General features: G+C 61.5%; 10 protein-coding genes. 9 read left to right on the top strand and 1 reads right to left on the bottom strand.

Annotated features, from left to right (window positions below; genetic code table 11):
* Positions 1 to 10 precede the first annotated feature (10 nt).
* The 9 genes from KUV65_RS04125 (at position 11) to KUV65_RS04085 (ending at position 19,434) form a co-directional block, all read left to right on the top strand.
* Positions 11 to 6,070, top strand: a complete 6,060-nt coding sequence (locus KUV65_RS04125) for a DEAD/DEAH box helicase (protein WP_222187779.1) — start codon at positions 11 to 13, stop codon at positions 6,068 to 6,070.
* A gap of 27 nt (positions 6,071 to 6,097) precedes the next feature.
* Positions 6,098 to 9,103, top strand: a complete 3,006-nt coding sequence (locus KUV65_RS04120) for a BPTD_3080 family restriction endonuclease (RefSeq protein WP_222187778.1) — start codon at positions 6,098 to 6,100, stop codon at positions 9,101 to 9,103.
* Positions 9,100 to 10,029 (top strand): DUF4268 domain-containing protein, encoded by a 930-nt coding sequence (locus tag KUV65_RS04115; RefSeq protein WP_222187776.1) that lies wholly within the window; start codon positions 9,100 to 9,102, stop codon positions 10,027 to 10,029. The genes KUV65_RS04120 and KUV65_RS04115 overlap by 4 nt, the downstream gene beginning before the upstream one ends.
* Complete coding sequence (locus KUV65_RS04110) at positions 10,026 to 12,914, top strand: site-specific DNA-methyltransferase (RefSeq protein WP_222187774.1); 2,889 nt, start codon at positions 10,026 to 10,028, stop codon at positions 12,912 to 12,914. The genes KUV65_RS04115 and KUV65_RS04110 overlap by 4 nt, the downstream gene beginning before the upstream one ends.
* A gap of 132 nt (positions 12,915 to 13,046) precedes the next feature.
* A complete protein-coding gene (locus KUV65_RS04105; protein WP_222187772.1) occupies positions 13,047 to 13,241 on the top strand; it encodes a hypothetical protein in 195 nt (64 codons plus the stop codon).
* A complete protein-coding gene (locus KUV65_RS04100; protein WP_222187770.1) occupies positions 13,238 to 15,259 on the top strand; it encodes a 3'-5' exonuclease in 2,022 nt (673 codons plus the stop codon). The genes KUV65_RS04105 and KUV65_RS04100 overlap by 4 nt, the downstream gene beginning before the upstream one ends.
* A gap of 228 nt (positions 15,260 to 15,487) precedes the next feature.
* Complete coding sequence (locus KUV65_RS04095) at positions 15,488 to 15,724, top strand: helix-turn-helix domain-containing protein (RefSeq protein WP_222187768.1); 237 nt, start codon at positions 15,488 to 15,490, stop codon at positions 15,722 to 15,724.
* Positions 15,725 to 15,752: 28 nt separating this feature from the next.
* Positions 15,753 to 17,837 carry a site-specific integrase gene (locus tag KUV65_RS04090; protein WP_222187766.1) on the top strand — a complete coding sequence of 695 codons (2,085 nt, stop codon included), beginning with the start codon at positions 15,753 to 15,755 and terminating at the stop codon, positions 17,835 to 17,837.
* Between the two features lie 190 nt (positions 17,838 to 18,027).
* The gene (locus KUV65_RS04085) at positions 18,028 to 19,434 is read left to right on the top strand and encodes a hypothetical protein (RefSeq protein ID WP_222187765.1); all 1,407 of its coding nucleotides are present in this window, start codon (positions 18,028 to 18,030) and stop codon (positions 19,432 to 19,434) included.
* 1,111 nt (positions 19,435 to 20,545) lie between these two features.
* Here KUV65_RS04085 and KUV65_RS04080 read toward each other — a convergent pair.
* On the bottom strand, positions 20,546 to 22,009 hold the full coding sequence (locus KUV65_RS04080; RefSeq protein WP_222187763.1) for a YfjI family protein: 1,464 nt from the start codon (positions 22,007 to 22,009) through the stop codon (positions 20,546 to 20,548).
* Positions 22,010 to 22,029: the final 20 nt, after the last annotated feature.

Genomic DNA, 22,029 nt, shown 5'->3' with positions numbered 1-22,029 from the left:
AGGACGGACCATGACCGATGAAAGCCCTTTGCCGCGATCCGGGTATGACGAAATCCTTGCTCGTGTAAATGATCGCGCAGCCGATGCAGTTTTGGGCAAGGGGCGCGTGCAGTCACGCAGCCTACGCGCCGATCTCTCGGCGCGGTTGCACGGACAGGCGGGCGGGCCTGACTCCTTTGTCGCTGATCCGATCTTTGAAGCGGCGCGCGTGTGGCAGCGGGCGGATAAAAGCCTCGACGATTTGGCTGGCGGTATGTTGGAGGAGGACCTTGTCGCCGCTCTGGACTGCGAAACGCGAAAAGACGGCACGAAAAATGACCGCCGCTGGCCGCGTCGCGGCGATGATGTCGCGCCGTATCTGCATCAGATGCGGGCCTGGGAAGCGGCCGCGGCCGGGCGCAGCTTCATGGTCACAAGCGGAACAGGGTCGGGCAAGACCGAATGCTTCATGATCCCGATGTTGAACGACCTGTTGCGCGCCCACAAACCGGGTGACGCTGGTGTTCGGGCCATCGTGCTCTATCCGCTGAATGCCCTGATCGACAGTCAGAAAGAACGCTTGGGCGCGTGGATGGACCCGCTGTCGAACCGTCTGTCCTATGCACTCTACAACCGTCACATGCCCGATACCGTGCCGGGCCAGAAAACGCGTGGTGCCCAAGTTCTGGAGCGCCGTTTCATGCGCCAGGCGCCACCCTCTCTTATGGTGACGAACGTCACCATGCTTGAATACATGTTGATGCGTGCACAGGACCGGCCAATCCTTGAGAAGTCTCAAGGTACGCTGCGCTGGATCGTGTTGGACGAGGCGCACAGCTATGTAGGCGCACAGGCGGCAGAAATGGCCCTTCTTCTGCGACGGGTGCGCACTGCTTTCGGGGTGCGCCCGGAAGATGTCCGCCTTGCCGCGACGTCGGCAACCATCGGCGAAGGTTCCGAAAACCGCGAGACCTTGCGAAAATTCGTCGCCGATCTGGCTGGGTTAAGCCCGGCACAGGTCGAGGTGGTCGAAGGGCAGGAGCGCGAACCCCAGTTACCACCTCAAGGCGTGGACGAACCGCTCGATCCCGAGGAGATGCCTTCTGCGCCGGATGCGTTGTGGCACAAGCTCGCCGCCAACCCGCGGTTGCGAAAGGTGCGCGCGGCGATGCGCGATAGTGGGATTGGCTTGACGACTGCGGCCACCATGCTGGGGCGCGATGGGGATACCAAAGGCACATTGCGCCTTCTTGAAGCTGCGGCGCAGGCGGTTGATCCAGAGACCGGTGTCGCGCTCGCCCCTTGGCGTCTTCACGTATTTCACCGCGCACAAGGCGGGTTGTGGACCTGCGTCGATCCGGATTGTCCCAAACGCGGCGAAACCCTGATGCAGGAGGGTAGGGATTGGCCCTTTGGAAAGATCCACTTCCACGAGCGAGAGAAATGCGACTGCGACGCACCTGTGCTCGAGATCGCGGCCTGCGACGAATGCGGCACTCCATGGTTGCGTGCCGAGGTCGCCAACGACGGGCCGCACCGTTCGTTGCGATTGGCAAGAGCGGATGGTGTGGATGACGACTACATCCTTGATGTCGAGCCCGACAATGATGGGGCCGAGCAGTCCACATCGCTCCTGTCCGAAAGCGTGGTCGTCGGCCCCGGCAAGGGCGCGGGCGACGAGTTTCTTCGGCTCTCCGATGCGCATCTCTTCGAGATCCCTCAGGATGGCGATCGTGTGCTCGCACTTACCATTGTTACAGAAGAAGATCGTGGGTGTTGCGAACGGGCTGGGCACAAGGGCGTTTCCGTGCGCCCGCAACGGTTCGGCGCGCCTTTCTTAATGGGCAACGCCATGCCGCTTTTGATCGAGGCGGCAAAGCCCAGTTCTCATGACCATCCGGTGCCGTTCGGGGGGCGGCGCCTTTTGTCCTTCACCGACTCCCGCCAAGGGACCGCGCGGTTCTCTGCCAAGCTCCAACAGGATGCGGAGCGCACCCTGACGCGTGCGATCGTGTACCATGCGGTCCAGACCCGAGAGGGCGATCCGGAGAAAGCCGAGGCGTTGCGCAAGGAAATTTCGGCGCTCGAACAGGTCGTTTCGACCAGTCCAGCCCTCGGCGGAACGCTTGAAGAAAAGCGCCAGGCGCTCAATGAAGCCGAAGGATCGCCGAAACCGGTGCCATGGTCCGAGCTTGTGCAGCGCATTGCGCAAAATGAAGAGTTCCGCAATTTTGCCCGACCTGTCTGGCGAAACCGACCGTCGAAGGGGGATGACGCTCTGACCAGCCACCCCACGGCACTGGCCGAACTTTTTCTATACCGCGAATTGTTCCGGCGTCCGCGCCTGCAGAACAACGTGGAAACCATGGGTCTTGCCCGCCTCCTGTTTCCGGAGCTTGTCGCCCAAGCGCGGCTATCCGTACCCGGACCTTTGCGGGAGGCGACGCATGACGAAACGGTTTGGGCAGATTTGTTGCATGCGGCTGTGGATCTCACGTTCAGAACGAACCTCGCCATCCGCCTTCCGCAAGAGCCTGCCGACGTCCGGCACTGGATTTCACCCCGAAGCGCAGTGGCCGTTGTCGTTGAGCCGGGCCTGTCCAAGGAAGATGTTTCTGGCGTCGACAATCCGCGCTTCTTCCCTACGGCGCATTCGGAGCGTTCAAACCTTGTTCGGCTCGTCTATCGCCTGATCGACGGCAGCCCGGATCATGCAGTGGATGTCGAACGGGCCGCATCCGTCCTTGCGGCGATCTGGAACACGTTGCGAAAGGCAGGCGTAATCGTTCAGGTTGCTCCCGGCGCGTGGCGTCTTGAGCTGAAGAAAGCGTCGATTGCACCGATTGAAACAGCGTTCGAATGCCCGGTGACCCGCCGCCTCTTGCCCTACGGCCCGGCTGGCGTATCGCTGAACGCGATAGCCGATCCGATGACCGCCCGGCCGATCGCGATGCCTGCGTTGCCCGACGCGGCGCCGATGGGCACATCGCCGGTGCAGCGCAAGAACTTGCGCATATGGGTGCAAAACGACCCGAATATCGCGTCCCTCCGCCTCGACGGGCATTGGACAAACTTGCATGATCGAACGGTCGAGTTCACGCCTTTCCTGCGCGCGCAGGAACATTCCGCGCAAATCGATCGGCCCAGCCTGCAAACCTACGAAAACGACTTTCGGGACGGTAAAATCAATGTGCTGAACTGTTCAACCACGATGGAAATGGGCGTCGACATCCCCGATGTGGGGCTCGTGGTGAACACCAATGTTCCGCCATCTCCGGCCAACTACCGTCAACGCATCGGTCGCGCCGGTCGGCGGGGAGAGCCATGGGCGATGGCGTTTACCTTCTGCAAGGATCTGCCGCTCGACAATATGATCTTCCGCGAGCCCACGCGGTTGCTCGGCGCGCAAGTGGCCGCGCCGCAGGTTCGACTCGACTCCGCGATCCTCGTGCAGCGCCACGTCAACGCGGCCTTGCTGGCCCAATTTCTTCGTGAAGGGGGCGGGACAAGCGTGAGAACCAACATGGCATCGTTCATGGGCGCGACCGAGGTGACAGACGCCCCGTTTCTGCCTGACAGCGTAGCCGATAACTTCCTTGCCGCGCTTAAGGGCGATTGGGGTGCGCAGGACAGCGTCACGCAAGCTTTGGACACATTGGTCAAGGCAACATGCCTGGAGGATCACAACGGGTTGGTTTCGCGTGCGGAAGACGACTTCGCCACGATGCGCAATCGCTGGCGCAGCGAATATGAACAGCTTGTCGAGGCACAAGCTGCCTATGGCGACACGGATCCGGCCCATTGGCTCTACCGTAAACGTGCCAAGCGCATGCGGGAGGAGTTCATGATGACCGAGCTTGCCCGCCGGGGCTTCACCCCGTCGTACGGTTTCCCGGTGGATGTGGTCTCCTTCGATCATGCCGGGAAAGGCGGCGGCGAGCCGGGGCCATCACGCCCGTTGGACATGGCGATCCGGGAATACTCGCCGGGATGCGAGGTGGTGATCGACGGGCTGGTGCACCGATCGGAGGGCGTTCTGCCCACGTGGGGAAACCGCAACGATCCCGGCTCGGTGGAGGATCTCCGGACGCTGTTCACCTGCAAGTCATGCAATTTGTTTGGCACCACGCGGCATGAGGCGGCGGATTGTCCGCGCTGTGGTAAACCGCTTGAGCGGACGGAACTGCTGCGACCGGCGGGTTTCCTTGGAACCCGGCGGCCGCACAGCGCCTATGAGCAACTGGCCTACGTGCCGCCTGATCCGCCGCGTGTCTCGGCCGAGCCCGAGGCGTGGGTCTCGCTGCCCGATCCAGAGGTGGGCCGCCACCGGACGGCGCGGCAGGGGCGCGTGCTGGTTACGGCGTCGGGGGACCACGGTGACGGCTACGCGGTTTGCATCGCCTGCGGGCGCGCCGAGGCCGAGGTGGGAGATCATGGATCCCCCTTACCTGCGGGCATGGTTGGGCACCGGCCATTGCAGAAGCTGCGTGACAACCCGCGCCACGACGGGCTTTGCCCGGCGAATGATGACGCCTCTCGCAAGATCCGGCGGCATGTAAAGCTCGGGACCGAGATGGTCACCGACGTGTTCGAGCTGCAGCTTGATGCCGTGCCAATCACCGACACGGGCAAGGCACAGGCCGCGGCAATAGGCGCCGCGCTACGCGAGGCCCTTGGCGCACGGCTTGGTGTCGATGCCGAGACGATGGGGCTTGCGGTTGCACCCAGCCTCAGGCCCGACGAGGCACGCCGAAGCTCTGTGTTTCTATATGACAAGGCCTCTGGCGGATCTGGATTTGCCTCTGCGGCGGATCGCGATCTGCCCGGCCTTTTGCGCAATGCGGCGGAACGGCTCGACTGTTCAGCCAACTGCGCCTCGGGATGCCCGGAATGCGTATTACGGCGTGATTTGCAGTTCGGGACTGCCATGGATCGGTCCGGTGCCTGGGATATCTTGGTCAATGAGATCCTGCCACACCTCCATCTGCCGGAAGAACTTCAGCTTTTCGGTCCTGAAACACAGGTGGTGACACGTCCGCTTGACGATTGGATTGGACGCCAGTTGGCAGTCGGTGCGATCGGACGATTGACCCTGTTCCTGACGGACTCGCCTTCTGGCTGGGATGTCGCGGAATGGCCCGGCGCTCGGGTCGCCGAGGAGGCAGGCCGCGTCGGCTTGCCGGTCGCCGTAGTGATGCGATCCGCCGACGTGCATAGTCTTGAAATGTCGCAAAAGCTGGACTTGGTTCGCCTCGTGACCCGGGCCAACGCGACTTTGCACCTGGCCGATGTGCTGCCTTCGGTCCGCGATGCGGCGATCCTCGCTGAGGTGTGCCTCGACGGACAGGATGTGGCGATCGCCTCACCCGACGATCGCGCGGGCCATATCGACCGCCATTGGGGTGACGTAACCCGTGCCCCGGCGCTGTACGGGGCTTGCACACCGTTGGCGGTCAGCGCAGCGCTGTCTTTGGAAAAGGTCACGGCCTATGGCGAGGGCAACTCTGCTCAAAAAGACGTCTCTACAGAGCTGGACGGGCCGGTCGAACAGTTCGGTCGCCGTCTCTGGGGCATCGCGAAGAGCCTGCGTCCACAGCTCTTTGCCGGGTCCGCGCGTTTGGAGAAGGTTACTTATAATGACCGGTATCTCCGCAGTCCTTTCACGGCGCGGCTTCTATTTGAGGCTTGGCGCACGCTGCCATTGCGCGACGACGCCACGCGTCTGGAGATCGTCTCGGAAGCGATTGGGGCCGCCGAACGTCCAGGTTATCTGCTGTGGCACAATTGGGAAACAGACGCGCTACGTCGTGATGTGTTGTCGGCGCTGTTCCCTGGCTCCTCGGTGGTCCTCGGTACAAAATCGGATTGTGCCCATGCACGTTTCTTTCGCTTTACGTTCGAGGATGGATCCGAGGTTTCGTTCTTTCTCGACCAAGGCTTCGGCGCATGGCGCGAAGCATCTCGGCGAACCGCCCGTTTTGATCACAACGCCTACCCCGAGGCACAGGCCCGCGCGCTTCGGGACCTGCGTTTCGACGTGGGGATGCAGGATGGCGGGCGCTTCCCTTCCCCTGTTTGGCTGCGCTGGTAGTGTCCGATCCGGATCAGGAGTCACTTGATGTCACAGAGTTTTTTCGACGCTCCCATTTTGAATTCCCCCTACCGTGTTCCCGAGCGGAATTGGGAATTGGACAAGGATGGGCGCCCGACCGATCGCATCATCGAGCGGCGCAGGAAATCGGATCTGATTTCCGCCATGCCGGGGGCGAAGGCCAAGGGCGGCTCTCAGGCGAGTCTGACATTCGATGACTTGTCGACAGGGGAGGTGGACTACAACCCAACCCCCTACATCAACGAGTTGCGGGATGCCGTCGATACGTGGCGCAAGCTTCCCAATCCGTCGCAATGGCGGGTTTCGCCCATAACGCAACGGCTTTTACAGCATTGGCGGGCGATACAGGCGGACGAGACGGTTCCGATCCGGCCGTTCTTTTGCCAGCTCGAGGCCGTTGAGGTTGCGATATGGCTGGCAGAAGTGGCGCCGAAAGATGGCAAGCGCGGAAAGCGATTCCTCGAATGGCTGAAGGCTTCGAATGCTGCAGCCAACCCTGATCTATTCCGTATCGCTCTCAAGCTTGCGACCGGGGCGGGCAAGACCACGGTCATGGCCATGCTGGTGGCGTGGCAGGTCCTGAACGCCGCGCGTGCACCGTCATCCAAGAATTTCGGAAAAGGCTTTCTGATCGTCGCGCCTGGCATCACGATCCGCGATCGCCTGCGTGTTCTCAAACCCTCGGAGCCTGACAATTACTATGATCGCCTGAACCTTGTTCCATCCGATCTGATGACGGACATGCAGACCGCCAAAATCGTCATCACCAACTATCATGCGTTCAAGCTGCGGGAGAAGGTGGCCTTGGCCAAGGGCACGCGGGCGGCGCTGTCCGGCCATGGAGACGGCCTCCAGACGCTGGAGACCGAAGGCCAGATGCTGGCCCGCGTGATGCCTGAACTGATGTCTTGCGGCCCGATCACGGTGATCAATGACGAGGCGCATCACTGCTACCGTGAACGTCCTGACGCCGAGCAGGAAAAGTTGACCGGCGATGCGAGGAAAGAGGCCGAAGAGAACAGCGAAGCGGCAAGGCTCTGGATATCCGGCCTTGAGGCGGCCAAGCGCCATCTGGGTATCCGCACGGTCTATGACCTATCGGCGACACCCTTTTTTCTTTCCGGGTCTGGTTGGGTCGAGGGTACGCTCTTTCCTTGGGTGGCCAGCGACTTCTCTCTTATGGATGCCATTGAATGCGGGATCGTGAAGCTGCCCCGTGTCCCCGTCGCCGACAACGTGGCAGGCCAGCCCGAACCGCTCTACCGCAACCTGTGGAAGGCCATCGGGAAGAAGATGCCGAAAAAGGCGCGCGGCGAAAAGAAGCCTGACCCTCTGAAGCTGCCGCTGGAGCTACAGACCGCCATTGACGCGCTCTACGGGCACTACGAGAAAACCTATCGCGAATGGGAGAAAGCGCAGGTCGGCATTCCTCCGGTGTTTATCGTGGTCTGCAACAACACCACGAACTCCGAACTCGTCCGAGACTACATCGCCGGATTTGAGCGGGAGGATGAGAACGGCGTTATCGACACCGTTCGGGGCCGCTGCGCCCTGTTTCGAAATTACGCCGATGACGGGGAACGCCTTGATCGGCCCCGCACCATCCTGATCGACAGTGCCGCCATCGAGTCCGGAGGTGAGGTCGACAAGGCCTTTCGCGAGGCTCACGCCGCCGAGATCGAAGCGTTCCGCCGCGATAAGGCCGCGCGCGGCGAAGGGGCCGACCAGATCGACGAGTCCGAAATTCTGCGCGAGGTGATGAACACTGTCGGCAAGAAAGGAAAGCTCGGCGAACAGGTGCGCTGCGTGGTATCCGTTTCCATGCTGACCGAAGGTTGGGACGCCAACAACGTCACCCACATTCTCGGTCTGCGCGCCTTTGGCACGCGGCTGATCTGCGAACAGGTCGTCGGCCGTGCCCTGCGCCGCCTGTCCTATGACGTGAACGAACAAGGGCTCTTCACCACGGAATACGCCGACATCATGGGCATCGACGGGCTGAATTTCTCGGATGGCCCGCGCGTCGCCCCGCCCACGCCGCCACGCGAGGTCGTGCAGGTCCGCGCCATCTCGCCCGAGCGCGACCATCTTGAGATCGTTTTCCCAAGGGTCGAGGGCTACCGCACAGATCTGCCCAACGACACGCTCGCCGTCGATTTTTCCAAGGTCGAACCCTACGAGTTGACCCCGGCCAAGGCTGGCGCGACCGAGGTCACAATGCAGGGTATCGTTGGCGAACCCGCGCACATCACGCTGGAGCATCTCGGCCAGATGCGGCCGTCAGAGATCGCGACCAAGATCGCCTCCCACCTTGTCATGCACAAACTGCGCGATGCCGGCGAGGCGCCGAAGACCCACCTTTTCCCGCGCGCCAAGCGCATTGTGCGGCAATGGCTCGACAGTGACCGCCTGATCCTGACCGGTGGCACGCAAAAGGCGCAACTGACATACAAGCAGATCGCAGACGAGGTCTGCGACACGATCCTGCATGCTCTGACCGTGGACCGCGATGGCAGTGCCGTCATCCGCGCCGTGCTGGAGCCCTACACGCCCACCGGCTCGACCATGGACGTGTCGTTCAACACGTCCAAGACCAGCCGCTTCTGGCCGCGTCCGGACCGGTCGCACATCAACTGGATCATCACCGACAGCGATTGGGAGGCAAAGCTTGCCCAGGTGATCGAGGATCACCCGATGACCCGCGCCTATGCCAAGAACCACAACCTCGGCTTCGAGATCCCCTATCTGGTCGAGGGTGAACCGAAACGTTACCGTCCCGACTTCCTGATCGCGCTTGATGCGCCCGAGCCGACCACCCTGATCGTCGAGGCCAAGGGCTTTCGCGATGCCAAGGACCGGCTGAAGGCCGAGACGACGCGCCATCAATGGGTGCCGGGCGTCAACACCCTGGGGCGCTACGGCCGATGGGCCTATGCGGAGCTGCTCGACCCCTACAGATACGCCGAGGATCTCGACAGGCTGATCGGCGAAACTCTCGGAGAACGCGCATGACCGATATCGAATTTGGGCGCCTGAGCGATTTGCCCCTGCGAGAGGCATGGAAACACGAAGCGCATGACTTCACCCCCTGGCTCGCCGAGAATATCGACCATCTGTCCGAGGCGATCGGCATCCCGCTGGAACTGACCGGCACCGAGGTTGCGGTGGAAAGCTTCTCGGCCGACATCCTTGCCCGCAATCCGATGGATGACAGCGTCGTGCTGATCGAGAACCAGCTGGAAACGACGGATCACACCCACCTTGGCCAGATCATGACCTACCTCGCCGGGCTCGAGGCGCAGACGGTGGTCTGGATCGCCCCCGCCTTCCGCGAGCCGCACCTGTCGGCGATCCGCTGGCTCAACGAACACACCGCAGACGGGTTTTCCTTTTTCGCGGTGAAGGCGCGTGTGGTGCGCATCGGGGATAGCCCCTTTGCCCCGATTTTCGAGGTCGTCGAAAAGCCCGACGGTTGGTCGCGCGCGCTGACGGCAACCCGACGTCAGGCGACGACAGCGGGCGATCAGCACACCGAAACGCGCACGGCCTTCTGGACCCGGTATCTTGAACGCCACCCCGAGGCTGCAACACATGGGGTCAAGGCCCAGAAGGGCTGGAATGCCTATACCGTGCTGGCCGGTGGGGACGTGCGCGTCGCGATCTGGATCGGCGAAAAAACCTCTGGGATCTACGTGCGCGGGGGCTGGGGCGACAACAAGCTGTCGGCGGAACGCCTCCTGATGCCGTATGCCGATCAACTCGAACAAGAGCTGGGTATCGAAGGCATCACCCCGCAACCCAACGGCCATCTCTTCGGGGAGCGGTTGTCGAAACCCTACACCGACCCGGACAACTGGCCGGAGATCATCGACTGGCTGGAAAGCCGCAGGGCGGCCTATGTCGCCGCCATTTCTGACGTGCTGGATCAAGACCAATGACCGACAAGAAAACCCCCATCGCCCCGATCACCCATGACGAGAGCCGCGTGAACATCCCCACGCCGGAACTTGCGCCCTTGATGGACCCCGACGATGCCAGGCCGATCAAGGTCGCCTACGAGGCGCGCAACCCCGACCTCGACCCGCAACTGATCTGGCGCGGCAAGGATATCGACCAGACCGCGATCACCATCGATGCGCCGCCGATCTACCTGCAGGAACAGGTCCACCCCAAGGCGATCATCGAGGATTTGAGGGCAGGGCGCCAACGCAACGGGCAGGGGGGCGGCGTCGACCTGTTCGACCATTTCGGCCTCACCGAAGAAGACCGCGAGGCCGAGATCGAGTTCTACAAACACCAGCAGCGCTGGTCGAACCGGATGATCCTGGGCGACGGGTTGCAGGTGATGGCGTCCCTGGCCGAGCGCGAGGGGCTGAAGGGCCAAGTGCAGGCGATCTATATCGACCCGCCCTATGGCATCAAGTTCAACTCAAACTTCCAGTGGTCCACCACCTCGCGCGATGTGAAGGACGGCAAGCTGGAGCATCTGACCCGCGAGCCCGAGCAGGTGAAGGCCTTTCGCGACACCTGGCGCGACGGCATCCATTCCTACCTGCAATACCTGCGGGATCGGCTTGTGGTGGCCCGGGAATTGCTGACCGAGAGCGGGTCTTGTTTTGTCCAGATCGGGGACGAAAACGTCCACCGGGTGCGGGCGCTGATGGATGAGGTGTTTGGGGAGGAGAATTTTGTGGTCATGATCAACTATGTGACCACAAGTGGCTTCCCGAGCAAAGCTTTGACGCGGGTCGGTGACCACATCGTTTGGTATGCGAAAAATTCTGACAAGCTCAAATACCGGCAACTCTACGAAATGAAAGGGGCCGGAGATGATAGTGCTAAGGAATACAAATGGCTTTTCATGCCGGACGGAACAACGCGAAACCTCAAACCTGAGGAATACAGCGGCCAGAAACCCATTCCGGAGGGCGGAAAGCGTTGGCGATACGGCCCTCTGACTTCTTCAGGTGCGTCGGAAGCGGGAACCGTCGACTATTTTTACGAAGGCCGCATATTTCACCCTGGGAAAGGCAACCACTGGAAAGTGACCACACGCGGCCTCGATACCGTGAAAAAATCTGGGCTGCTGATCGCGAGGCGGAACAGTATCGCTTACTATCTCTTTGCGGAGAACTACCCCGTGAAGCCTATTACGAACAATTGGGGAGATACGAAGTGGGGCTTCGACGCTGCATCGAAGATGTACGTCGTTCAAACCAACTCGAAGATCATTGAGAAGTGCCTCCTCATGACCACCGACCCTGGCGACCTCGTGCTCGATCCCACCTGCGGCTCCGGCACCACCGCCTACGTCGCCGAGCAATGGGGGCGGCGCTGGATCACCATCGACACGTCTCGTGTGGCCCTGGCCCTCGCCCGCGCCCGGATTATGGGCGCGAAATACCCTTGGTATCTGCTGAAGGATTCCGAGGCCGGGCAGCGCAAGGAGGCCGAGGTCACCCGCTCCGCCCCCTCGACCGCGCTCACCTATAACGACATCCGCCACGGCTTTGTCTATCAGCGCGTGCCCCACATCACGCTGAAATCCATCGCCAACAACACCGAGATCGACACGATCTGGGAGGCGATGCAGCCCGCCGTCGAAGACGCGCTGACCCTGCTGCGCGCGGCCCTCAGCCGTCACCCGACGCCCTTCACCGTCGAAACCGGCGGCCGCAAGGGCGACCAGATCGACTTCACACGCACCGGCGAAGAGGTCGAATTGCCCAGCGGAGAGATGGCCCCCGCCGACGGCTTCATGGAATGGGAGGTGCCACGCGACGCCCCCGAGGATTGGCCCGACGCCGCCAAATCCGCGTTGGAGGCGTTCTGGCAGGCCCGCATCGCCCGCCAGAAAGAAATCGACGCCTCGATCGCGGCCAAGGCCGATTATGAATTCCTCTATGACAAGCCCTACGAGGACCGCAAGCGCGTCCGCGTCGCCGGGCCCTTTACCGTTGAAAGCCTGTCGCCCCACCGCACGCAGGCGGTGAACGAACATGGCGAGCTGATCGAAGAACATGACGCAAGCCAGGGCAAGCGTGCGGCCAATGCGCAAGAGGCCGAGAATTACCGCACAGCGATCCTCGACAACCTGGGCAAGGCGGGGGTTCAGCAGGCCGACAAGGCCGACAAGATCACCTTCACCTCGCTGACCGCCTGGCCCGGCGAATGGCTGGCCGCCGAAGGCCGCTACATGGAGGGCGAGACCGAGCGCCGCGCCGGCATCCTGATCGGCCCGGAATACGGCACCTTGCAGCGCGCCGACCTGACCGCCGCCGCGCGCGAGGCGGTGGATGCGGGGTTCGACATCCTGATCACCTGCGCCTTCAACTACGACGCCCACACCGCCGAGTTCCGCAAACTGGGCCGCCTGCCGATCCTGCAGGCGCGGATGAACCCCGATCTGCACATGGCGGGCGATCTGAAATCGGGGGGTGGGAACCTGTTCGTCGTCTTCGGCGAGCCGGATATCGAGGTGAAGCAGGAGGGCGACAGCCTGCGCATCGCGTTGCTGGGGGTCGACATCTTCAAGCCCGCGACCGGCGAGGTCGTGTCATCCGAGCCCGACGACATCGCCTGCTGGTTCATCGACACCGATTACAACGAGGCGTCCTTCTTCGTCCGCCACGCGTATTTCCCGGGGGCGGAGATCCCCTACAAGCAGTTGAAGACGACGCTGAAAGGGGAGGTCGATGAAGAGGCGTGGGAGTCGTTGAAGCGCACGGTGTCGCGGCCGTTTCCGAGGCCGAAATCGGGCCGGGTGGCCGTGAAGGTGATCAATCATCTGGGGGATGAAGTGATGAAGGTGATTGGGGTTTGACGGATGGGAAAGGGTGGCTATCTCGGCGGATCAACCGTCATTCGCGCGTATCCGAAACTGTCTGGACGTAAGGGCCCGAGGAAGGGGGCTCTCGAATCTTGGGTTGAGGACGCGCGCAACTCCGGGGTCTCGATGCCCGAGGGGATCCGCCTGCAGCCAATCGGTCCAGTCAAGTCTGGCGAAGGGGCCTCGAAGAAGAAATTTGTCAAACAGAAGAACAAAAAGCTGAAATCGAAAGCCAAGAAGTCAGCTAAACGAAGACCGAACGAGCCCCTGCCAGAGTATGCGGATCTTGTGCAAGCGCTTCGCGAAAAGTACGCGAAATGACCTTCCGCATCGCCGACACCTTCTCTGACGCGCTGATCAAGCTTTCGGGGCAAGAACAAAAGGCCGCCAAAACTGCAGCTTTCGACGTCCAGATGAACCCCGAAAACCCGGGCCTCCAGATGCACCGGGTCGCCCGGGCCAAGGACCCTCATTTCTGGACGGCCCGGGTGAACCGCGACATTCGGCTTGTCCTGCATAAAAGGGACGGTACCACACTCCTTGCCTGGGTCGGTCACCATGATGACGCCTACGCTTGGGCCGAGCGGCGCCGGATCGACGTTCACCCCCGAACAGGTGCGGCGCAGATCGTCGAGATCCGTGAAACGGTCGAGGACGTGATCATTCAGCGGTATGTCGAGGAGGCGGTGAAAAAGCCGCGGCTTTTCGCTGAAGAGGATGACGATACGCTGCTGTCCTGGGGTGTGCCCGAGGATTGGCTGGGCACCGTGCGTGACGCCACCGAGGACACGGTGCTGGACATTGCCGGCCATCTACCGGTGGAGGCTGGCGAGGCCCTGTTGCAGGCAGCCACGGGTGAACGACCCGCACCCGCACCGCAAGCCGATGATCCCTACGACCACCCCGACGCCGCGCGCCGCTTCCGCCTCACGACGACAGAGGCAGATCTTGCTGCCGCTCTGGAGGCACCGTGGGAGAAATGGACGGTCTGGCTGCATCCCGCGCAGAAAGAATTCGTGGACCGGGACTTCAATGGCCCTGCGCGCGTGATCGGCTCGGCCGGAACAGGCAAGACGGTTGTCGCCTTGCACCGTGCGGCCCGGTTGGCCCGCGAGGATGCTGAGGCGCGTGTCCTGCTCACTACCTTCAACGCGCGTCTCGCTGAAGGGCTTGCATCAAAGCTACCCATGCTGTTGCCCGACAAGGCGGTTCGAGACCGCATAACAACAAGGGCACTGGGGCCTCTTGCGCGCGAACTTTACGTAGACACCTTTGGCCCGGTCGAGGAAGCCACGCCCGCGCATGTTTCTGAGATCATTGCAGAAGCTGCCGCCGCAGCAGAAGTAACCGTGGCGCCAAGTTTTCTCGAGGATGAATGGCGACTCGTTGTGGATGCATGGGCGGTCGCCGATCGTGATGCCTACAGGGATCTGCCGCGCTTGGGGCGGCTCACACGGATGGCAGCGTCACGCCGCGATATGATCTGGGACGTTTTCGCGAGAACGCGATCCGAACTGCAGGCCCAAGGCAAGCGCACTCGGGCGCAGATGTTCCACGCGCTCGCGGCTCACTACCATGGGGGAGCGCCGCGACCATTCACCCACGCGGTTGTGGACGAGGCCCAGGACATATCCGTGCCCGAACTGCATTTTCTTGCGTCACTCGCTGGCGACCGGCCGAACGGGTTGTTCTTTGCCGGTGATATCGGCCAGCGCATCTTCCGCGCTCCATTTCCATGGAAGGCTGCGGGGGTAGAGGTACGCGGCCGCTCTCGGAGCCTGAGGGTGAATTACCGGACGTCCCAACAGATCCGCATCCAGTCAGATCGTCTGCTGCCACCCAACCTGACGGAGGCAGATGGAAACGAAGATCGGCGCACTGGGGTTGTGTCGTTGTTCGATGGTCCGCCCCCGGAGATCAGCGAATTCAAGGATGCGGAGGATGAAGCAAAGGCCGTTGCCACCTGGCTTGCCGGGCTGATTGGCGAGGGGTTCCGTGGCTCCGAGCTGGCGCTGTTGGTTCGTAGCGAGGATGAACTGCCACGCGCCAACGCGGTCCGAAAAGAGTTCCGATCTCTGGTAGGCAATAATGCTGACCCAGAAATCAGGGTCATGCACGATGCGAAAGGCTCCGAGTATCGGGCGGTCGCGGTCATAGCATGTGATGAGGACGTAATTCCCAAAGAAGAACGCCTTCTTGAGGCTCGCGACGAGGCGATGATCGAGGAAATGATGGCGACAGAACGCCACCTTCTTTACGTTGCCGCAACGCGCGCCCGTGAGCGGTTATGGGTCTCGGGTGCATACCGCATTTCGGAGTTCCTTGAAGATCTCGTCTGATCTTCTTCGGCCAGCGGCTTTGGTGCGGGATCATCCAGGCGAGGCATCTGGGAGACCGCATCTATGGCTTGCTAATTGAGCGAATAGCAGGCGCGAATCGCAAAATTAGCAGCCCTACTCTCGCCGATCTCGGCTGCATTTTCGCTGGGCCACCAAAAACAACGCATCCGCGTTTGGGCACTGTCTGCCCGGGGCGTAGGTCCTTCTCGTAGCCATGAGGAGACCTTGATGTCCGAAGATGAAAGTAACGAGGAATATCTGACAATTGCGGAGGTCGCCAAAAAACTGCGACGCCATCCGCGGACGATCCGCGACTGGATCGTGAAAGGGACCGTGACTGAACGCGGCAGAGTTTTTCTGGACGGCACCAAGGCTGGCAAGAGCTGGCTCGTGCACCCCGATTGGCTGGCACTCTTCGAGCATCGGATCCGCCCCGTGCGGAGGGCGGATCTCGATCTCGAGTGAGCCCTAAGCCACGCACGGGAGTGATGCCATGACGGTTCAAGATCAAATCCGGGACTATCTCGACGAAACCGGAGTCACCAGGCACGCGCTGGCCTTGCAGGCCGGTCTGAATCCGAAGGCCGTGAAGAACATTCTCGAGATCCCGGGAATCCGACCGGACAGGAAAACCCTCGATGCGCTCGGTGAAGTGATGGGCATTCATCTGTCAACGCCCACGGGTCAGATGACGTATTCTCGGTTGATGAAGGACCTTTCACTCCCGACCGGAGATGAGAACAGCGATCGCCGGAACCGTGTGCTGATCTCACGCCTGAAGAAGTTCGTGAAGGCTTCAGGCTGGGTTGCCGAGACCGAGATCGTGGACCGTCGGCGCGCGATCAAGAAATTATCCAGCTGGTCGGCCGCAACCCTGGACGTGACGGAAAAGAGTTTCAGTACTTACAAGTCCGACATCCTGGCGGCCATTTCCTGCCACGGTGGTCGAAACCGGCCATTTGGAATTCGAGACGTCACGGGCATTTATCGAGACATCCACGATTTGCTGTCGGAGTCCGATTGTCCAGATGACCTCAAGCTGATCTCGGGGACGTTCTTCCATTTCCTCCACAAACGGGAAATTTCACCTGAAGAAATCTCAACAGAGGTTCTCCACGAATACTATCTGCACCGGCTCGCGGTCAGCCCGAAGAGCGAGGCGACTTGCAAGAAGCACGTGCAACGTATCTCGGCGCTTTGCAGGCGCCTCGCCGCCGATGCAGATTTCGACTCCTATGGGTTCAGCGTGGTGGAGCACCCGTTCCCGGACGGGAGAAACAAGTATGGTGTCGAGGCCTCGGTCTTTTCCGTGCTGCTGTCCGATTTCGACGGGCCCGTCAGCAGCTGGCTGAGGGGCGAGGCATCTCGTGATGGGTTGTCGGAAGAAGAGTTCCTCGCACAGTTGGACGCCGCCGAGACCACGCGTCCGGTGGACCCGAAGAAGGCCCTTCTGAAAAAGAAGAACAGGGGACGCAAGCGCACTGAGGAAGAGCGGCAGTCGGCTGGTTTCCTCCTGCCCGGACAGACATGGAGCGAGAGGACGCTCGAGAACCGGCGCTACCAGCTGATCGCGGGGGCGAAGGCGCTCTACGCGGCGACAGGGTATCGGATCGAGGATCTCACCGAGTATACGGATCCGGATGTCGTCGAGAGCGTCCTCGATGCGTTGAGCTCGGGGAATTCCGACGACGAGTTTCCCAGCAGCTATGCCGAGTCCGTCGGGAAGACGCTGAAGAAGCTGGCGCGGGACTACATCGGTCGAAGCGCCGACGACGTGAATGCCATCGCCGGGCATATCAAGGAACACGCGATCGGCGAGATGGGCATCTCGCGTCGTAACAAGGCCCGGCTCCGGCAGATCATCGGTGACCGCCAGCAGCGGTTGATCGATCTGAGCGACATCCTGACCGACGAAGTCAACTCGATCATCGACAAACGGAAACGGAAGTGCCGCGGGAAGATCAGGATGGACCTGCTCGGTCCTGAAGAGGCCCGGGACATCATGGCCGCCATCGCCAGCGACATTCTCTTGGCGCGAGCACCGCGGCGGGCGAACATCACCGGTATCCGTCTGTCGTGGATTTCCTGGGCGGGTGGAACGGCGCGCATCATTGTTCCGAATGTGCAGGTGAAGGGGCGCGACAGCGATGATCCGGATCTTCATATACCGCTCGATGAGCATGCTTCGGCCCGGTTGAAACTGTTTGTCGAGAAGGTCCGGTCGAAGGCTCTGCGATCAGGCGACGACGACAACCCCTTCCTCTTTCCGGCGCAGGGAGAGACCGCGCAACCTGGACAGCCCTATGCCGGGCTTCTGGAGCGTCTCGTCCGGCACACGAAACGAATTGTGGGCTTCAAGATGAATCCACATCTTTATCGGCACTTTCTGGGCTGGCTCTGGCTCAAGGAAGATCCGGGCCGGCTGCCTGATGTCCAGCGTCTCCTCGGTCACAAGCGGTTGGAGACGACGCTCGCTCACTATGCCGAGATAGACGAGGACCTCGCTCTCGACCGGTGGAGCAAATACTTGGCCGACCGGAAATCCCGACAGCCCGAAGATACCAGAAAGAAAAGGTGAATAGGATGAAAACCCCAAACCAGAAGCGCTGCGATCTCGGACAGCGATTCCGCAACCGAAAGGACGCAACCCTCGACCAGTATGCTTGTCTCGTAGACGATCGTGAATCGGGCTCCGGGCCCACCTGTCTCGCCCTTCAACCCGCAGGATCGGAACGGCCAGCAGATGCAGAAAGCAGGGAGACCTTCTGATGCAGGCCACGAAATCTCGGTCGGGGTGGGCCGCGCCGCGTTCGCCGGAAGAATTCCGCATTGCCTTCGGCCGGGATCGGCCAGGCGTCGATCCTGCGCCCGTACTCCGCTCGGTGCGCGGTTTTTCGGAATGGCGCGGCGACATGGGCTGGCCAATGCCTATGCCCGACCAAACGGAGATATCCTGCTATCTTGAGGCGCTCTGCGCGCGTCTCGACGAGCAATACGCAACGGCTGAGCTCGCCTATATCCAGATCGGCGCCCCTCTCCTTTGGGGCGCTCCAATCGCCGGCATGATCGGCAAGGTCCTGCGACACAGCCGGTGCGGCCCGAAGGTCGCGGCGAAGTCGATGGACGCCCAGGCACGATCGGCAATCGCATCGCTTCCGGAGGAGTGGCAGCGGAATCTCATCGTGAAATTGAGTAGCGAACCCGGACGCCTCTCGGAGAAATGGAGCGCCAACCATGTCCAGTCGGTGGCCTTTTCCTTGGCACGATGGCATCGCGCTTCGGTCATTTCCGGACGCGATATCCGACCCACCGGCACCGCGTTCCACGCCTATGCGATGGATCTGAAAGACGATGGCGTAGCTGACCGCAGCGTTGCCGACTATCTGTCGCGCATCGTCTCCGGCTTCCGCGTCGCAGCCGATCCCGACTTCCACAGCACAGGGTGCGAGTATGTCATCGCGCGGCATCACGCCCTCGGCAAGGTCGCCGGCCGGTCGACAAAGACCGGTGAGCAGATCGTCGGGGCATCGAGGATCTTCGATCTCGGCATCGATCTCATGGACACGGCGCGGGTGAAGGGCCCACGCGGCCTCCACGTCGCGCGGGACTTCCGCAACGGCCTGTTGTTGTCCTTTGCCGCGGTCCTGCCGCAGCGAGCACGGGCACTTTCACACCTGGCTATGGGGACGACCGTATTTCTCCTTGAGAAACCCCACGTTCATGTCGTGCTGCCAGGGCGTGTGCTGAAAATGCGTGAGGCGAAGAAGCGGTTCGCGGGCTACGACAAGGTCTTGATCAACCCCGTTCTGTGGTCAGCTCTCGACGACTACCAGCGGAGTTTCCGGCCGCTCTTCGATGACGGGCCGGCGCTCTTTCCGAGCATGGTCGACATGGGCGCGGCGATCACGTCGGCGCAACTCGGCCGTCTGGTTGGCAATCTGACCTTCAAACACCTCGGCGTGCGCGTGAGCATACATCGGGTCAGAGACAATGCCGCGACCGAGGCCTCAGAGGAAATTCAGAGCGGCGGATACCTGGCGCCAGCCCTCATCGGCAACAAGAGCGCCGCCACGACCATGGATAGCTACGATCACGCGCAAGGGATGAGAGCCGCACGAGAGCATGGCGCACGCATTGCCGGCTTGAGGTCGTCCCCCACGACCTTGCGCGTGTAACCCGTGGGCCGGCTTCCCTAGCGTCGGGGCACTCTGACCAACGAGACGTCGAAAGTCCCACCCTGAAGGAAAAGGCCGACATGGATGCCGAAAGGGAGGGCGTACGTTGCCGGCTCCTTCCCGGTGAACCTGCTACCGGGAGCCGGGCATGAACGATCAGGAAGGAATTGATGCACGATTGCCCTCAAAGGTCTCCCGAAACTCTTGCTCCCATGGAAAGAACCCAGGCGGCGGTGTTGCAACTCGAGACTGACGCTCTCGCCGTGGCGATCTGGCTCGAGGCCCGGGGGCGCCGGGATTTCTTGTCCGCCTCGAGATCCAGCGGCATCATAGCTGCGAAGACCACGAGATCGCGCATGTCGTGCGCCGCGTGACGGAACGGGAGACACGTCAAAAACTGCGGGCGACGGCCGAAAAAGCCCTGCTGGCATTGGGATGGACTCTGAAGCCGGAAGGGCGGGATGTCCGTTCGATATACGTTCGTGGCGCAGGGCGCGTGCCCTCCGCCCATCAACGCCTCGCGGCAATTTTGAGGGTCGAAGACGCCATGAATGCAGCCTTGATAGGGGCTACGGAGTGGCCATCGACATGCGGACATGATGATGCCGGTCCCTGACCGGCGGTTGTAGGAGGGCCGCCGCTCACCACCGCAAAATACCGTAATATCTGCATTTTTCCTGTGCAATTGAAAACGGGTCCTTTTCATCCCCATGGGGTGGAATGAATCCATTCTCAATTTTCTCCGCTTTCTGCCGCAGCATGTCGCAACATCCAGATCAAGTTTGAGAAATTTACAATTTTGATCCGATGGTCGACTGCTGATGATCTGCCCCCTGCCGATCCCTCATTCATAACGAGAGACTGCGGGCCTGTGGTCTGATCACAGCCTTTAGCGGGTTCTCCATCTGTAATTCATGCATAGGGGGTCCGCCATTCGGTCGGCCCCCTATCAATTCTTGTCGGCCATCATGTCTGAGAATGCTGCAGTATAACCTCTGTGCTTCTGTCAGTCTCAATCGCTCGGCGATTCTACAACCGTTGCCCGTGGCGAGGTTTGGGACGGGCTTGTATGGGTCGTTCTACCGCATTCGACTCCAGGCGGGGTTCGCAATCACGCCTTCGGGCTGAGCCTGTAAGCCTTACGCCGTTTCTTGCCGTCGATCTTTGTGCCGGTGGGAAGCTCGTTGACCCAGCCATGTTGCTTCAGGATCTCAAGCATCCTGTTCAGGGCCTTCGCGCGGCGGGAATGGACCGGTCCGAATTGCAGGATCCGGTCGGTTGCGAAGCTTTCGCCGGGTTGCAGGTTCTTACGAAGCCAGTCCAGAAGCGTCTGGGCGTGCGAGATCTCGGTCTCGTTTGTCGCCGCGATGCAAAGGTATTTGTACTGGCCGAGGTAGTATTTAACCATCTGGCAGGCTGCCTCCATGATATCGGCCGACACCATGTCGGCGTCCCTCTCCTCAAACAGCGTCATGATCGCGGCGAGTCGGCATGCGTGCTCCGGCGCCTTCGAGGCGAACCCCGAAATGTCCGCGGCCCAGCCGCCGCGGCCGAGCTCGGCTTCTACGTTGTCGTGGAACTCGACGCAGATAGCCAAGGCGTCCTCCGAGAGCGCGAGAAACCGCTCTGTTGAGTCGGCCAGCGTGTTTGTCAGGGCAGACTCGACTTCGTCATGGAAGCGATCTGCGGCGGCCTCGTCCTCTTCGGTCGGCCGCCGATATTTGCGGTTCCCCATGGCGCTCTCCGGCCAGCAGGGCAGCATCCGGGCGAGAAGGCCCTGACCAATCAGGAATTCGTCGCCGTATGTGTCACGGATGAGCGTCGGCTGGAACATGAGGTTAATTGTGGTAGCTGTGGGCGGCACGTAGCCATCGCCATCCTGGCCGACACGGGGCCGGAAAAAGTAATCGCCGTCCCAGAATTTCGACACGATGCCGCTTGTCTTCAAGCGCTGGTCTTTCGACATCGAATGGCCTCCCCAGAAGCTGGCCGCTTCGTCGGTGAACCAGCCCAGAAACCCGCATCCGGACGCGATTGCTTTGAAGGCGCCTTCGATCGTGGGTTCTGTCACGAGGAAGCTCGGGCAAACAGGGGCTGTGGGTTTCTCATCTCCGCGCCCGATGCTTGCGAGGTCCGCTTTATGGCGCGCCATGGCGATTTCGTGTTCCTTCCGGAGACGCATGATCACCCGGTCGATGCCGGTCTTTGCGATCTTGTCCGCGGCACTCTTCCGTTCGCCCGACAGAGCGATCGTGACAAAGGCTGCGGTCGCATTCGCAGGCGATCCAAGGGTTTGGACTTTCGCCCGGCTCCCTGCGACAAGCGAGGCCACCGACAGGACAGATTGCGCCGCAAGGGCGGCTGGACCCTGGGTTTTCCGAACGATCGCGTCTGCGGCGCTGCGCAGCTTCGGCGTCAAGCATTCCAGCGGAAAGCCGGCGGTTGACGGTTCCGCATGGGGCAGCGGCGTGGGTTCCGTGGGCGGAGGTGTCGTCCCCCCGGACGGGACTGAAAAGTTCGGCTTTGACATGGTCGCGTCATTCCTGCCGACAAGGGATTTGATGCGGGCAAACATTCCTGATCTCCGTTGCTGCT

The organism is Maritalea mobilis, assembly GCF_019800885.1.
GTDB classification, from domain to species: Bacteria; Pseudomonadota; Alphaproteobacteria; order Rhodobacterales; family Rhodobacteraceae; genus Roseibacterium; species Roseibacterium beibuensis.
Note: the sequence above shows the minus strand (reverse complement) of the source record. Positions and strands in the feature narration are given on the sequence as shown.

Excerpts from the sequence above, each read along its gene's own strand:
- KUV65_RS04115 (WP_222187776.1), top strand. The coding sequence starts at position 9,100 with ATGACCGATATCGAATTTGGGCGCCTGAGCGATTTGCCCCTGCGAGAG.
- KUV65_RS04110 (WP_222187774.1), top strand. The coding sequence starts at position 10,026 with ATGACCGACAAGAAAACCCCCATCGCCCCGATCACCCATGACGAGAGC.
- KUV65_RS04120 (WP_222187778.1), top strand. The coding sequence starts at position 6,098 with ATGTCACAGAGTTTTTTCGACGCTCCCATTTTGAATTCCCCCTACCGT.
- KUV65_RS04080 (WP_222187763.1), bottom strand. The coding sequence starts at position 22,009 with ATGTTTGCCCGCATCAAATCCCTTGTCGGCAGGAATGACGCGACCATG.
- KUV65_RS04095 (WP_222187768.1), top strand. The coding sequence starts at position 15,488 with ATGTCCGAAGATGAAAGTAACGAGGAATATCTGACAATTGCGGAGGTC.
- KUV65_RS04100 (WP_222187770.1), top strand. The coding sequence starts at position 13,238 with ATGACCTTCCGCATCGCCGACACCTTCTCTGACGCGCTGATCAAGCTT.
- KUV65_RS04085 (WP_222187765.1), top strand. The coding sequence starts at position 18,028 with ATGCAGGCCACGAAATCTCGGTCGGGGTGGGCCGCGCCGCGTTCGCCG.
- KUV65_RS04090 (WP_222187766.1), top strand. The coding sequence starts at position 15,753 with ATGACGGTTCAAGATCAAATCCGGGACTATCTCGACGAAACCGGAGTC.
- KUV65_RS04105 (WP_222187772.1), top strand. The coding sequence starts at position 13,047 with ATGCCCGAGGGGATCCGCCTGCAGCCAATCGGTCCAGTCAAGTCTGGC.
- KUV65_RS04125 (WP_222187779.1), top strand. The coding sequence starts at position 11 with ATGACCGATGAAAGCCCTTTGCCGCGATCCGGGTATGACGAAATCCTT.